We start from the raw sequence: 12,099 nt of genomic DNA, 5'->3' as shown, positions 1-12,099 counted from the left end.
TCAAAAGTCGGGGGTGACGCCCGGCAGGTCCAACGCCTTGATCAATTCGCGCAGTTCCTGACGCGCAGCGATGTTGGAGATATTGAGCTGTTTCACCCCGATATCTTTGAGGTCCAGCAGCGTTAGGCCGCGCGGAAAAAGCTCCCGAAAGATCACCCGCTCATTGAACCCCGGTGCGGTGCGAAAGCCGATCCGCTTGCTGAGATTGCCAATCGCCCGCTCCATCTTTTCTTTGTTCACCATCCGCTGCGCACCCAGACGGTTGCGCACCACGACCCAGTCAATCGCCGAAAGCCCGGCCTGCGCGCGCAGCTGCCGCGCATTCCAAACCATCTCGGAATAGACCGATGGCCCGGTGATCTTTTCCCCATTGGCATCGATATGGGCCAGCAGGTCAAAGTCGATGAAACTGTCGTTAAGCGGGGTGATCAGCGTGTCCGCCAGCGAATGCGCGACCTGGCTCAACCGGGTATGAGAGCCGGGACAGTCGATCAGAATGAAATCATTGTCCGGCTCTAACTCCGCCACAGCCGCGCTGATACGGTGGTCATACATGTTCTCGCCGGGGCGCAGGCTGCTGGCCTCCACATCCGGCAATTCGCAAAGCGTCGGACTGGCAAGCGTCAGACCGGACTCGCGCATGAAATCGCGGCGGTTCTCAATATAGCGGCCAAAGGTCCGCTGCCGCAAGTCGAGGTCCAGCCCGCTGACCTTATGGCCAAGGCGCGCCAAGGCCGTCGCCACATGCATGGAAACGGTCGATTTGCCCGCGCCGCCTTTTTCGTTACCGACGACGATTATATGCGCCATACTGCTGTCCCTTCGCGCCTGCCCTTCAAAGCAGGATATTGTTGAGCCGCACTATATGTAGGGTTCTCCGCTTTGGAAAGTGGCGAGGCGGCTTGTTCAGCCCGACCGTGGCAGCGCTGCCGCGTTTGGACAACAGAGGGATTTGCCCTATTTTCACCATCTAAGGCGCAGTGTAACACCGCGCCTTACCGCCCTGACTGGCGGTCCAAGTAACCGTTCAATCAAGGCCCCCTTATGGCAGATCACAACCCCGGCACATCCAGCAGTTCAAAACCGACGACCGCGCGCAGCGTGCTGCCGTCTTTGGGCGCAGTGATCGCGGAATTCGCGCTTGTCTGCCTGCTGGTGGCTCTGGTGCCGGTCACGGTTTACCTTGATACAGCCGTTCTGGGCGATGGCGTCTCCGAAGACTCGCTGACAGAACATCTGCACAATACTTTCCTCGCTATTGCGGCTGCCATCTTCATGCTGGGCGCTTACAAACATGTGGGCATGCGGGGGTACCTCACACTGGTGGCCACGCTCTTCGCCTGCATGTTCCTGCGCGAATATGACGCCGCGCTCGACCGTATCCAGCACGGGTTCTGGATTTACCCCGCCCTCGTGACACTGGCCGTGGGCAGCTTCATCGCATGGCGCAATCGCGGGACAACGCTCCTGCCGATGCTGCACCATCTGCAAACCCGCTCTGCCACCTTTGTCTATATCGGCGTGGTGCTGCTGCTCTTTTTCTCGCGGACCTTCGGCACCGGCGCTTTGTGGGAGGCCGTCATGGGCGCCGCCTATGACCCCCAAGTCAAAACCACCGTGCAAGAGGGCACCGAACTGCTCGCCTACCTGCTGATTGCCTACGGCGCGGTGCTCTCGCACCTGCACGGCTACGGCGCCCAAGCCGCCCTACAAGAGCGCCGCCTCTAACCCCGGCAGCCAATGCAGGCGCCGTTCTCCACCGACGCGCAGCCCTCCCTCCTTTCATCCTTTTAAAAATACCGCCGCACCGCCTGCCACATACGCCCGGTCCCGGCCCCATCACCCCGAAACGCAAAAGGCGCGACCCATAGGGGCCGCGCCTTTGCATTCACAATGTAGGGTAGGCTTAGAAGCCCAGACCTGCATATTTGTTCTTGAACTTCGACACGCGGCCGCCGGTGTCCATGATGCGGCCAGTGCCGCCGGTCCACGCGGGGTGCACGGAAGGGTCGATGTCGAGCGACAGTTGGTCGCCTTCTTTGCCCCATGTCGATTTCATTTCCACAACAGTGCCGTCGGTCATCTTGACGTTGATGATGTGGTATTCGGGATGTGTATCGGTTTTCATCGACCAGTCCTTTATGCGTTCGCGCGGGGCTTGTAGTGGGCGTTTTCGACAATACGTGCGGATTTACCGCGACGGCTGCGCAGGTAGTACAGCTTGGCGCGACGCACGCGGCCACGGCGTACAACGGTGATGCTGTCGATGTTGGTCGAATGCAGGGGGAACACACGTTCCACGCCTTCGCCAAAGGAAATCTTGCGCACGGTGAAAGACCCGGCGATGCCGTGACCGTTCTTGCGCGAAATGCAGACGCCTTCGTAGTTCTGCACACGGGTGCGGGTGCCTTCGGTGACTTTAAAGCCAACGCGAACGGTATCACCAGCACGGAAGTCGGGGATCTCTTTCCCCAGTTCGGCGACTTGTTCCGCCTCGATCTCTGCGATCAGGTTCATCTGACCTATCTCCTATGATGTTCGCGGTATTCCACGAAATTATGTCGCGACCCAGAGCTTCGGGTTCTATCGGGCAGCGCCGGGATCATTCTCGATCACAAGGGCCCCCGCCGGAGGTATCATCGTCATTGCTTTATTCGCTTGCGCCTAAACGCAAAGCACCGGAGCCGCCAAAGCGATTCCGGATGCGCGGGGTATAGGGGGCAATCGCTAAAGGATCAAGGGGGCTCTCGCCGCCTTGATCCCCAGTTTTGTAGCTCAGCGCGTCAGGCCAGCGCAATCACGCCCAAGACAACGAGCAGGAAAAGCACCAGCACGATGCCGATCAGCACTTTTGCCCCGGTCATCGCAGCCCCCGACACGCGACCAAAGCCCAAGAGAGCCGCCACAGCGGCGACGATCAGCAGAATGAGAATCAGTTCAAGCATTTGGTTTCTCCCTCCAATATGGGGGATCAACGCGCCGCGCGGGGGCGGGTTCCCTAGGGGTGGCTTGCTTAGTCTTTGCCCTCAAACGCGGCCCACATGTCGGGGCGGCGTTTGCGGGTCAGGTCTTCGGCCTGCGCTTGCCGCCATTTTGCGATCTCGCCATGGTTGCCCGACATCAGCACAGGGGGGATTTCGCGCCCCTCCCATGTGGTGGGGCGGGTGTATTGCGGGTGTTCCAGAAGTCCCGAGGCATGGCTTTCATCTTCGATGCTGTCGGCATTGCCTAGTACGCCGGGCAGCAGGCGCACGGTGGCGTCGATCATCGCTTGGGCTGCCAGTTCGCCGCCCGTCATGACGAAATCGCCCAAGCTGACCTCGGTAATGCCGAAATGCTCAATCACCCGCTCATCGACCCCTTCAAACCGCCCGCAGAGCATCGTCACCCCTGCGCAGCTTGCCAAATCGCGCGCCATGGCCTGATCGAACCGCCGCCCGCGCGGCGACATGTAAAGGATCGGCCAGCGCCCATGAGCGTGGCTTTGCGCGCGGGCCAGAGCCGGGCCGACAACATCGGCGCGCATCACCATGCCCGCCCCGCCGCCCGCGGGGGTGTCGTCGACGTTGCGGTGTTTGCCGATGCCAAAATCGCGCAGGTCGTGGGTGTGCAGCTGCCAGCGGCCTTCGTGCAAGGCCTTGCCGGTCAGGCTGGCCCCCAGCACGCCGGGGAAGAGATCGGGAAACAGGGTCACGATCCGGGCTTGCCAGACATCGGCGTAATCGGGCGCGTCTTGCATCAATGCGCGGGGTTTCAGGCTGGGCCGTGCGCTTTGGCGTCCATGAGAGCGGGTGGGTTTCATGCGGTTCCTGCCTGTGTCAGTAGGGCGGTCTTGGCGCGGCGGCGCGCCTGAGGGTCATCGGGGTGTTGGCGGTTGGCGTCAAGCAGAGCCTGCAGAAGATCCGCAGGCAAGCGTCGGTTCTCGGGCGGTGGCAGCGTCAACTGCGCCATCACCTCGGGCGGCAGCTCGCACAGATCAAGCAGCGGGGTTGCCGGGCCAAGCGGCAGGTCGCGGCACGTCTCTAGCCGCGCGTGATGCACCGGGCAGGGCAGGCGGCGGGTGATTGTCTCGACCACCGTGTCCAAGTCTGCCGCAGGGGCGTAGCGGGCGGTGAACTCGGCAAGGTCCAACGTCATCGACGAGGCTTTGACATGTTCCCAATAGGCCGAAGCGATCCACTCCGCCGGGTCACGGGTCGAGAGGTAGACCATGATCTCTGCCCGAGGAAAGCGCTGGCGCAGGCTGCGGGTGAAGCTGTCCAACAACTCGGGCGCGGCGCTGTAATCGGCCAGATCGCCCCGGCCCGGCAAATGGCCCGCCAGTTCCTCAGCCGAGAGGATAAGCGTCCGGCGTGGCATCCGGGGCAGGGCGTCGAGCAAGGCGTCGAAGCGGTGTTCGGCCTTGAGCAGCGTAAGCGGATCGCGCCATGTGGAATAGCCGCGCGTGGCATGCAGCAGGTCTTTCATCTGCCAACGCAGGCGCAGCGCGACATGGGGTCTCAGCACGCTGCGGTTCGCGCGCAATGTGGCCTGAAGGGAACTGGTCCCGGTCTTGTGAAAGCCGGGATGCAGGATGATCCGGCGGGGCATCATCCGGCTCCGGTCTCAGCCATCCTTGCCATCCGGCAGCACGCCCAAGGGCGGGTCGGCGACGATCCGGCCCGAGGCAAGATCGACGGTCGGCACGGCGGCCTTGGTGAAGGGCAGGAAGGTGGTGGCCGAGGTGCCCGCCAATTGCAGTTCCAACAGATCGTCCGCCCCGTGGTTCTGCACCGTTTTCACGCGGCCCAGCAGCGCGCCGCCAGTGTCATAGACCTCAAGCCCGATGAGGTCGGCGTGGTAGAACTCATCATCCGGCAGACCGGGAAGTTGGTCGCGCGCGGCAAAGAGCGAGACACCGCGCATATCGTCGGCCTCTTCCTTGGTGGTGATCTCGGCGATGCGGGCGGCAAAGCCGTTCTTGACCGGGTGCAGCAGAGCAAGGGTGAAGGTCCGGCTGCCATCCTCGGTGCTCAGCGGGCGGTAGCCCTCGATGTCTGCGGGCACGGCGCAGTAGCTTTTCACGCGCACTTCGCCGCGCACGCCGTAGGCGCCCGCGATGGCACCGACACAGATCAGGTCTTGGTCACTCATTGCAACAACTCCGAATTCACGCAGATCGTCCCGGTCCATTCTCCGGCCCCGGCTTTGCATTCGTCCTGCATTAACTGCCGATCGTAGCGGATGCCAAGGACAAAGCCGAGCACGAGCACGGACAGAAGGAACAGTAGCTTTTTCATTAACGGGCCTCGACCTTCAGGTGCGGGGCGCGCACCTCCCACCCCTTGGTTTCCAGTTCCGGCGTCAGGCTGTTGTCCTCGGGCCAGCCCATACAAAGATAGGCCACCAGCGACCAGTCCTTTGGAACGGCAAGATCACGGTTCAGCCGCGCAGGGTCAAGCACGGAAACCCAGCCCAGCCCAAGGCCATGGGCGCGGGCGGTGAGCCACAAATAGTTGATCCCACCCACCACGGAATAGCGGCGCATCTCGGGCATTGTCCCGGCACCAAGGCCACTGCCCTTGTCGGTGCTTTCATCACAGTAAATCGCCAATTGCTCCGGCGCGTCGCTCATGCCCGAAAGCTTGAGCCCGGCATAGAGCGCGGCCTTGTCACCGTCATATCCGGCAAGGGCGCGGGCATTGGCTGTTTCGAAATTCTCAAGCGCGGCTTGGCGCGCGGTGTCAGATTGCACGCGGATGATCCGCCATGGTTCCGACAGGCCCACAGAAGGGGCGAAAGTAAAGCTGCCGAGGCAGGTTTGCACCAGTGCCTCGTCCAGCGGGTCTGTGCGAAAGCGGCGCACATCGCGCCGCCACCGCATCAGGTCGTGCAGCCCGGCACGGAAGTCTTCAGTGAATTCATCCATGCCGGGCGCTCGCAGCTTATTCTGCGGAAGCTTCTTCGGCAGGTGCGTTGGCGGCTTCAGCAGCGGCAGCGGCTTTGTCAGCCTTCTCTTGAACGCGCTCTTGGGCTTTCTTGCCCGGTGTGCCCTTCTTGGGGTTGTTACGCTCGGTCTTTTCGCGGACGCCAGCGGCTTCCAGCATGCGTGTCACACGCTCGGTCGGCTGGGCACCTTTGGCGATCCATGCTTCGATCTTTTCAACGTCCATCTTCACGCGGTCTTCGCTGTCTTTGGGCAGCAGCGGGTTGTATGTGCCCAGCTTCTCGATGAAGCGGCCATCGCGTGGCATGCGGCTGTCGGCTGCAACGATACGGTAGAAGGGGCGCTTTTTGGAGCCGCCGCGGGCGAGACGAATTTTCATGGCCATGATGAGTAGTCCTTTGAGTTGGTGTGCAGGGTGGGGGTGACCCCCGCCTTACGATTGGTGGCTTTTATGGTGCTGAATGACTTCAGCGATGATGAAGTTCAGGAACTTCTTGGCGAATTCGGGGTCGAGGTCGGCCTCTTTCGCCAAATCTTCGAGCCGTGCGATCTGGGCCGCTTCGCGGGCTGGATCGGACGGGGGAAGGTCGTGTGTGGCCTTGAGTTTCCCCACGGCCTGTGTGTGTTTGAACCGCTCGCCCAAGGTATAGACGAGGATCGCATCGAGCCGGTCGATCGAGGCGCGGTGCCCCTTCAACAGCTCGGCGGCGCGGCTGGCGGTATCTGTGGTGGTGTCGGTCATTTCTTCTTCCCGAAACCGCTGAGGCCGCCGGGCAGGCCCATGCCGCCGCCGCCCATGCCGCCCAGACCGCCGGGCAGCTTGCCGCCCATCTGCTTGGCCGCCGCTTCGAGTGCCTTGGGGTCCATCTGGCTTGGGTCCATGCCGCCGGGCATACCGCCTTTGCCCATCATGCCTTTCATGGCCTGCTTGAGCATGCCGCCTTTGCCCATTTTGCCCATCTTTTTCATCATGTCGGACATCTGGCGGTGCATCTTCATCAGCTTGTTGAGGTCAGAGACCTCCATGCCGGCACCGCGTGCGATGCGCTTTTTGCGGCTGGCTTGCAGCAGGGCAGGGTTGGCGCGCTCTTTCTTGGTCATCGACTGAATGAGGGCGATCTGCTGCTTGAGGATCTTATCGTCAAAACCAGCGTCTTCGACCTGTTTCGCCATTTTCCCCATGCCGGGCATCATGCCCATCATGCCCTGCATGCCGCCCATCTTGATCATCTGTTCAAGCTGCATCTTGAGGTCGTTCATGTTGAACTGACCTTTGGCCATGCGCTTCATCATCTTCTCGGCCTGTTCGGCCTCGATGGTTTCTTGGGCCTTCTCGACCAGCGCGACGATATCGCCCATGCCAAGGATGCGGCCCGCGATGCGCTCAGGCTCGAAGGTTTCGAGCGCGTCCATCTTTTCGCCCAGACCGACGAATTTGATCGGCTTGCCCGTCACGGCACGCATCGAGAGCGCCGCACCGCCACGGCCATCGCCGTCCATCCGGGTCAGGACGACACCGGTGATGCCGATACGCTCGTCAAAGTTCTCAGCGGTGTGCACGGCGTCTTGGCCGGTCAGGCCGTCGACGACCAGCAATGTTTCACGTGGATTGGCCACGTCGCGCACGGCTTTGACCTGCTGCATCAACTCTTCGTCGATGGACAGGCGGCCTGCGGTGTCGAGCATATAGACGTCATAGCCGCCCAAACCCGCCTGCGTCTTGGCGCGTTTGGCGATTTGCACGGGGCTTTCGCCTTTGACGATCGGCAGCGTGTCGACGCCGATCTGCGTGCCGAGGATGGCAAGCTGCTCCATCGCCGCGGGGCGGTTCACGTCGAGCGAGGCCATCAGCACACGCTTGCCGTCACGCTCCTTCAAGCGTTTGGCGAGCTTCGCGGTGGAGGTGGTTTTACCGCCGCCCTGCAGACCGACCATCAGGATCGGGGCGGGCGGGCTGTCGATTTTCAGCGCGCCGGGCTCGCCTTCGCCTTTCAGCACGTCGATCAGCGCGTCATGGACGATCTTGACGACCTGCTGGCCGGGCGTGACCGATTTGGTCACCGCTTGGCCGGTCGCCTTGTCCTGCACCGCTTTGACAAAATCACGCGCCACGGGCAGCGAAACGTCAGCCTCCAGCAGGGCGACGCGCACTTCACGCAGGGCGGTTTTGACATCTTCGTCGCTGAGCGCGCCTTGTTTGGTCAGGCGGTCAAAGACACCAGAGAGCCGTTCGCTGAGATTTTCAAACATGGGCACAGGGCCTTTCGGGTCGGTTGCACTTGCCCCTACTTAAGGACGCGCGCGAAAATGCACAAATGCCCCAGTGGGCGCAACGCGCTGACTGGGGGCGATCCCGACGCCATGCCGGGACCGGAAGGCAATGCTTCCGGAGATTGAGGGGCGTTTACGCGCTGGCGCGGCGCGAGTCAAGCCGGGCAGGGCGGGCGGCAAAGTACCGCCATGCAAAAGCCGCGCCCCGGTGATGGGACGCGGCTGTTTCTGAGCGCGAGGCTGCTTAGGCCGCGTCGCGCAGCGCGTCGATCTGGGCGTTGGCGCGGGCGATGGTGCCTTCGGCGTCAACGGCCAATTGGTCCGCTGCGACGAAGGTCACATCGGTGATGCCCAAGAAACCCAGCACGAAGCGCAGATAGCCGCTGGCGAAATCGGCGGCGGAATCGATGCCGGTGCCACCAGAGGCGAAGGCGACGATCACGCGCTTGTTTTCCAGCAAGCCGACGGGGCCTTCTGCCGTGTAGTTAAAGGTCACGCCGACGCGGGCGATCAGGTCAATCCACGCTTTCAAAGACGCGGGGATGGTGAAGTTGTAGATCGGGGCGCTGATGACGATGGTGTCGGCGGCTTGGACTTCGGCGACCAGCGCGTCGGAGAGGGCGAGGGCTTCTTGATCCAAGGTGCTGCGCTCTTCGACGGGTTTCACGCGGGCGCTGGCCCACGTGGAATCGATCAGCGGCAGGGGCTCGGTGGCGATGTCGCGGGTAACAACGTCACTGTCGCCGAGGGTGGAGATGATGCGGTCTGTCAGCTTACGGGTGACAGAGTTCTCGCGGTTCACGGATGTTTCGATACGCAGGGTGGCCATTTGGCGGCTCCTTGTTCCAAGGGTCAATCTGATGACATGGAATTGGGCATTGTGCTCCCGAACGCAACTGCCAGAATGAGCGTGACCATGTTCGTAAATGCACAAGTCAGGAAGGCAGGGTGAACCATGGACAATTGGGATGAGATCAGGACGGCCTATCAGGTCGCGCAGCTTGGCACCGTCAGCGGCGCGGCAGAGGTGTTGGGCGTGCATCATGCCACCGTTATCCGCCATATCGATGCCTTAGAGGGGCGGCTTGGCGTGAAGTTGTTCCAGCGTCACGCGCGCGGCTATACGGCGACCGAGGCGGGCGAGGATCTGCTGCGGGTGGCGCGGGCCACGGATGATCAGTTCAGCCAATTGGCCGGGCGGATCAAGGGGCGCGGCAGTGACGTGTCAGGCGAATTGGTGATCACGTCGCTTGATTTCCTTGCCCCGCAACTGGCGCCATTGCTAAGCGAATTTCAGCGCCAGAACCCTGAGTTGGTCGTGCGTTACCTAATCGGGGATCGCCTGTTCCGGCTGGAGTATGGTGAGGCGCATGTCGCCATCCGCGCCGGGGCCGCGCCGGACCAGCCCGACAATGTGGTGCAGCCCTACGCCCAACTGGCGGTCGGGGCCTATGCGAGCCGGGATTACGTGGCGCAATTCGGCATTCCGCAGGGGCCGGAGGACTACCACAAGCACCGCTTCATCGCAGCCGATAACCGCGATAGCCGCGCGCCCTATCACAAGTGGCTCTGGGCCACGGTGCCAGAGGAAAGCGTGACGTGGCGCAGCACCAGCGGCGCGGCGATGGAGGCCGCCTTGCGGGCCGGGGCGGGGATCGGTGGGCTGCCCGCCGCCATGGGGCGCAACGATCCGCAGTTGGTTGAGATTCATGCCCCGCGCCCGGATTGGAGCAGTGCTCTGTGGTTGGTCACCCATGTTGATCTGCACCGGACCAGTAAGGTGCAGGCGGTGCTGCGGTTCCTGAAGGAACATGCCGAGGATGCGGTCACATGTCCCGAATAAGCGCTTCGGCGCAGGGGCATCTGGCGATGCTCTGTTTCTCGGCGCTGGTGGCGGGGTCATTCTCGCTCGGGGCGCAGGTGGCGAATGAGATCACGCCCACGGCTCTCAATGCCGTTCGGTTCGCCTTGGCGGCGGTATTGGTCGGCGCGCTGGCGTGGGGGCGGGGCGATATCAAGCGGGCAGGCTTTGCAGCACCTTGGCGCTATTTCGTGTTGGCGGGGCTCTTTACGCTCTATTTCGTGTTGATGTTCGAAGGGCTGAAGACCGCGCCGCCGGTGGCTGCGGCGGCGGTCTTTACCCTTGTCCCGGTCATGGCGGCGGGCTTTGCATGGGCATTGGTGCGGCAGATCATGACGCCGCGCATGGCGCTGGCATTGGCGATCGGCGGGGCCGGGGCGCTGTGGGTGATCTTTCGCGGCGACCTCGCGGCGCTGTTGGCGTTCGACATCGGCCGGGGGGAGGCGATCTATTTCGTCGGCTGCATCAGTCACGCACTTTATACGCCCATGGTGCGGCGGCTGAACCGAGGCGAGAGCGCGGTGATGTTCACCTTTGGCACCTTGCTGGCGGGAACGGTGCTGTTGGGGCTGTACGGCTGGCAGGATATCCGCGCGACGGACTGGGGTGCGCTTCGGCCCTTGGTCTGGATCACTATCCTATACGTTGCGGTCTTTGCCACGGCGGCCACGGTGGTTCTGTTGCAATTCGCGGCGCTGCGGCTGCCCTCGGCGAAAGTGATGGCCTATACCTATCTTACGCCAAGCTGGGTGATCCTGTGGGAGTTGGGTTTTGGCAATGCCCTGCCGGGCGGGCTGATTTGGGGTGGCGTCCTACTGACCATTCTGGCGCTTTACCTGCTGCTCCGCGACGACAGCGCGGAAAAATCACAAAAATTCAAAAAGATGCAGATTTGATGGAACCGGACCGCGTGATCCCGCGTTGGGGCGTGAAATCAAAGTGAAGGACACAACCATGCGTAGTATTATTTACCTGATCGGGTTGATCGTAGTGGTATTGGCTATTTTGCGTTTTGCATTCGGCGTCATCTGACCGTCGATTGATCCTCCCCTTGTCTTATTTACCTCGTGGCAAGGGGGGATCACTCTCACTCTACTCAGACCCTGAGCGCGTCACGCCTTCCGCAGTCTCAGGCAGTTCGATTTCCAAAAATCGCTCGAAGGCATCAAGGTTCACCGGCTCAAACTGCCCGAACCCCTGCATCCAGACCGACGCATTCCGCAAGGCATCCGGTTCCAGTTTGCACCACTTCACACGGCCCCGCTTTTCCTGACTGATCAGCCCTGCCGCCGTCAGCACGCCCAGATGTTTCGAGATCGCGGCCAGCGACATCTCGAACGGCTCGGCCACGTCGGTCACGGCCATATCATCCTCCAGCAGCATCGCGAGGATGGCGCGGCGGGTGGGGTCCGCAAGGGCGGCAAACACCTGATCTAGGTCTTGGGTCATGTGCCTGCATAGCGCGGGGCGCGGGGGTGGGAAAGCGGCCATTGCGGCTAACTTAACCACCGGGTTGAATAAGCATCCGGCGCGGTTTCACTGGGATTTGCTTGCGCTGTTTCAAGGGTGCCACCGTCTCGCTCCGGCTAACCTACTGTAAAGGCGCGAAAACCTGCTACGCCCAAGGTTGTTGACTCTAACCCGCCCTGACAGTAGCACCGCAGCAGATATTCCTAAGGGGATTTTGGTGTGACCAGCCCGGACCAACGGCAGCAGATGGAGCAGCTTGAGGCCAAACTGGCGGCTGCGAAACAACGCGGCGCACCCAAGCCCCGAGCGGATGAGCATTATTCTCAGGCCAATATGGCATGGCGGATGGTGATCGAACTTGTGGCCGGTCTTGGGATCGGTTTCGGCATCGGATACGGGCTTGATGTGCTTTTTGGCACGCTGCCCATTTTCATGGTGCTATTTGTAATGCTGGGCCTTGCGGCGGGGGTGAAGACGATGCTCCGCACCGCTGAGGAAATCCAGAGCAAACAACAGGCCGAACCGGCCGAACAGGATACGCCCCATTCGGGCAAGGACGAGGGAGCCTGAG

General features: G+C 62.0%; 18 protein-coding genes. 4 read left to right on the top strand and 14 right to left on the bottom strand.

All coding sequences use genetic code 11. From position 1 onward, the window contains the following. Positions 1-810: a division plane positioning ATPase MipZ gene (locus K3762_RS15980; protein ID WP_067627180.1), complete on the bottom strand. Its 810-nt coding sequence runs from the start codon at positions 808-810 to the stop codon at positions 1-3. A 234-nt stretch (positions 811-1,044) separates the two neighbouring features. On the opposite strand from K3762_RS15980, the gene K3762_RS15975 reads away from it, so the two are divergent. Further along, entirely contained in the window at positions 1,045-1,728 is a 684-nt protein-coding gene (locus K3762_RS15975) for a hypothetical protein (RefSeq protein ID WP_132443764.1), read from the top strand. A gap of 178 nt (positions 1,729-1,906) precedes the next feature. Here the strand turns inward: K3762_RS15975 and rpmE are convergent, their stop codons facing one another. The 12 genes from rpmE to K3762_RS15915 form a co-directional block, all read right to left on the bottom strand. Further along, positions 1,907-2,128, bottom strand: a complete 222-nt coding sequence (gene rpmE, locus K3762_RS15970) for a 50S ribosomal protein L31 (RefSeq protein ID WP_067262252.1) — start codon at positions 2,126-2,128, stop codon at positions 1,907-1,909. 11 nt (positions 2,129-2,139) lie between these two features. Continuing rightward, positions 2,140-2,517, bottom strand: coding sequence for a 50S ribosomal protein L19 (gene rplS / locus K3762_RS15965; protein ID WP_067627182.1), 378 nt, complete (start codon positions 2,515-2,517; stop codon positions 2,140-2,142). A gap of 266 nt (positions 2,518-2,783) precedes the next feature. Further along, positions 2,784-2,945, bottom strand: coding sequence for a DUF1328 family protein (locus tag K3762_RS15960; RefSeq protein ID WP_082849512.1), 162 nt, complete (start codon positions 2,943-2,945; stop codon positions 2,784-2,786). A gap of 68 nt (positions 2,946-3,013) precedes the next feature. Next, a complete protein-coding gene (gene trmD, locus K3762_RS15955; RefSeq protein ID WP_132443763.1) occupies positions 3,014-3,802 on the bottom strand; it encodes a tRNA (guanosine(37)-N1)-methyltransferase TrmD in 789 nt (262 codons plus the stop codon). Then, on the bottom strand, positions 3,799-4,590 hold the full coding sequence (locus tag K3762_RS15950; protein ID WP_132443762.1) for a hypothetical protein: 792 nt from the start codon (positions 4,588-4,590) through the stop codon (positions 3,799-3,801). The genes trmD and K3762_RS15950 overlap by 4 nt, the downstream gene beginning before the upstream one ends. A gap of 15 nt (positions 4,591-4,605) precedes the next feature. After that, positions 4,606-5,133 carry a ribosome maturation factor RimM gene (gene rimM, locus K3762_RS15945; protein ID WP_132443761.1) on the bottom strand — a complete coding sequence of 176 codons (528 nt, stop codon included), beginning with the start codon at positions 5,131-5,133 and terminating at the stop codon, positions 4,606-4,608. Then, positions 5,130-5,279, bottom strand: coding sequence for a hypothetical protein (locus tag K3762_RS15940; protein ID WP_162931880.1), 150 nt, complete (start codon positions 5,277-5,279; stop codon positions 5,130-5,132). The genes rimM and K3762_RS15940 overlap by 4 nt, the downstream gene beginning before the upstream one ends. Next, positions 5,279-5,908 carry a 5,6-dimethylbenzimidazole synthase gene (gene bluB, locus K3762_RS15935; RefSeq protein ID WP_132443760.1) on the bottom strand — a complete coding sequence of 210 codons (630 nt, stop codon included), beginning with the start codon at positions 5,906-5,908 and terminating at the stop codon, positions 5,279-5,281. The genes K3762_RS15940 and bluB overlap by 1 nt, the downstream gene beginning before the upstream one ends. A 16-nt stretch (positions 5,909-5,924) precedes the next feature. Beyond that, on the bottom strand, positions 5,925-6,311 hold the full coding sequence (gene rpsP, locus K3762_RS15930) for a 30S ribosomal protein S16 (RefSeq protein ID WP_067939640.1): 387 nt from the start codon (positions 6,309-6,311) through the stop codon (positions 5,925-5,927). A gap of 48 nt (positions 6,312-6,359) precedes the next feature. Beyond that, positions 6,360-6,668, bottom strand: a complete 309-nt coding sequence (locus K3762_RS15925) for a chorismate mutase (RefSeq protein WP_120351902.1) — start codon at positions 6,666-6,668, stop codon at positions 6,360-6,362. Then, positions 6,665-8,176, bottom strand: a complete 1,512-nt coding sequence (ffh, locus tag K3762_RS15920; protein WP_120351901.1) for a signal recognition particle protein — start codon at positions 8,174-8,176, stop codon at positions 6,665-6,667. Before ffh ends, K3762_RS15925 begins: the two co-directional genes overlap by 4 nt. 265 nt (positions 8,177-8,441) lie before the next feature. Beyond that, positions 8,442-9,026, bottom strand: coding sequence for an FMN-dependent NADH-azoreductase (locus tag K3762_RS15915; RefSeq protein ID WP_260010495.1), 585 nt, complete (start codon positions 9,024-9,026; stop codon positions 8,442-8,444). Between the two features lie 126 nt (positions 9,027-9,152). Here K3762_RS15915 and K3762_RS15910 point away from each other — a divergent pair, with 126 nt between their 5' ends. Together K3762_RS15910 and K3762_RS15905 are read left to right on the top strand one after the other, a co-directional pair. Next, a complete protein-coding gene (locus K3762_RS15910; RefSeq protein ID WP_067627196.1) occupies positions 9,153-10,040 on the top strand; it encodes a LysR family transcriptional regulator in 888 nt (295 codons plus the stop codon). Next, a complete protein-coding gene (locus K3762_RS15905; protein ID WP_260010486.1) occupies positions 10,028-10,954 on the top strand; it encodes a DMT family transporter in 927 nt (308 codons plus the stop codon). The genes K3762_RS15910 and K3762_RS15905 overlap by 13 nt, the downstream gene beginning before the upstream one ends. Before the next feature lie 196 nt (positions 10,955-11,150). Here K3762_RS15905 and K3762_RS15900 read toward each other — a convergent pair whose 3' ends face one another. Further along, positions 11,151-11,507, bottom strand: a complete 357-nt coding sequence (locus K3762_RS15900) for a helix-turn-helix transcriptional regulator (RefSeq protein ID WP_067627198.1) — start codon at positions 11,505-11,507, stop codon at positions 11,151-11,153. 240 nt (positions 11,508-11,747) lie between these two features. On the opposite strand from K3762_RS15900, the gene K3762_RS15895 reads away from it, so the two are divergent. Next, positions 11,748-12,098: an AtpZ/AtpI family protein gene (locus K3762_RS15895; RefSeq protein WP_067937324.1), complete on the top strand. Its 351-nt coding sequence runs from the start codon at positions 11,748-11,750 to the stop codon at positions 12,096-12,098. The last annotated feature ends 1 nt before the right edge of the window (position 12,099 follow it).

Origin of the sequence: Sulfitobacter sp. W074, from assembly GCF_025142275.1 — a bacterium.
Lineage (GTDB): Bacteria > Pseudomonadota > Alphaproteobacteria > Rhodobacterales > Rhodobacteraceae > Sulfitobacter > Sulfitobacter profundi.
This window is presented reverse-complemented; position numbering and strand designations above follow the sequence as displayed.

Coding starts and splice junctions, on each gene's coding strand:
- K3762_RS15960 (WP_082849512.1), bottom strand. CDS start 2,945: ATGCTTGAACTGATTCTCATTCTGCTGATCGTCGCCGCTGTGGCGGCT.
- K3762_RS15915 (WP_260010495.1), bottom strand. CDS start 9,026: ATGGCCACCCTGCGTATCGAAACATCCGTGAACCGCGAGAACTCTGTC.
- K3762_RS15900 (WP_067627198.1), bottom strand. CDS start 11,507: ATGACCCAAGACCTAGATCAGGTGTTTGCCGCCCTTGCGGACCCCACC.
- K3762_RS15940 (WP_162931880.1), bottom strand. CDS start 5,279: ATGAAAAAGCTACTGTTCCTTCTGTCCGTGCTCGTGCTCGGCTTTGTC.
- ffh (WP_120351901.1), bottom strand. CDS start 8,176: ATGTTTGAAAATCTCAGCGAACGGCTCTCTGGTGTCTTTGACCGCCTG.
- rimM (WP_132443761.1), bottom strand. CDS start 5,133: ATGAGTGACCAAGACCTGATCTGTGTCGGTGCCATCGCGGGCGCCTAC.
- K3762_RS15910 (WP_067627196.1), top strand. CDS start 9,153: ATGGACAATTGGGATGAGATCAGGACGGCCTATCAGGTCGCGCAGCTT.
- K3762_RS15975 (WP_132443764.1), top strand. CDS start 1,045: ATGGCAGATCACAACCCCGGCACATCCAGCAGTTCAAAACCGACGACC.
- trmD (WP_132443763.1), bottom strand. CDS start 3,802: ATGAAACCCACCCGCTCTCATGGACGCCAAAGCGCACGGCCCAGCCTG.
- rpsP (WP_067939640.1), bottom strand. CDS start 6,311: ATGGCCATGAAAATTCGTCTCGCCCGCGGCGGCTCCAAAAAGCGCCCC.
- K3762_RS15950 (WP_132443762.1), bottom strand. CDS start 4,590: ATGCCCCGCCGGATCATCCTGCATCCCGGCTTTCACAAGACCGGGACC.
- rpmE (WP_067262252.1), bottom strand. CDS start 2,128: ATGAAAACCGATACACATCCCGAATACCACATCATCAACGTCAAGATG.
- K3762_RS15905 (WP_260010486.1), top strand. CDS start 10,028: ATGTCCCGAATAAGCGCTTCGGCGCAGGGGCATCTGGCGATGCTCTGT.
- K3762_RS15925 (WP_120351902.1), bottom strand. CDS start 6,668: ATGACCGACACCACCACAGATACCGCCAGCCGCGCCGCCGAGCTGTTG.
- K3762_RS15980 (WP_067627180.1), bottom strand. CDS start 810: ATGGCGCATATAATCGTCGTCGGTAACGAAAAAGGCGGCGCGGGCAAA.
- bluB (WP_132443760.1), bottom strand. CDS start 5,908: ATGGATGAATTCACTGAAGACTTCCGTGCCGGGCTGCACGACCTGATG.
- rplS (WP_067627182.1), bottom strand. CDS start 2,517: ATGAACCTGATCGCAGAGATCGAGGCGGAACAAGTCGCCGAACTGGGG.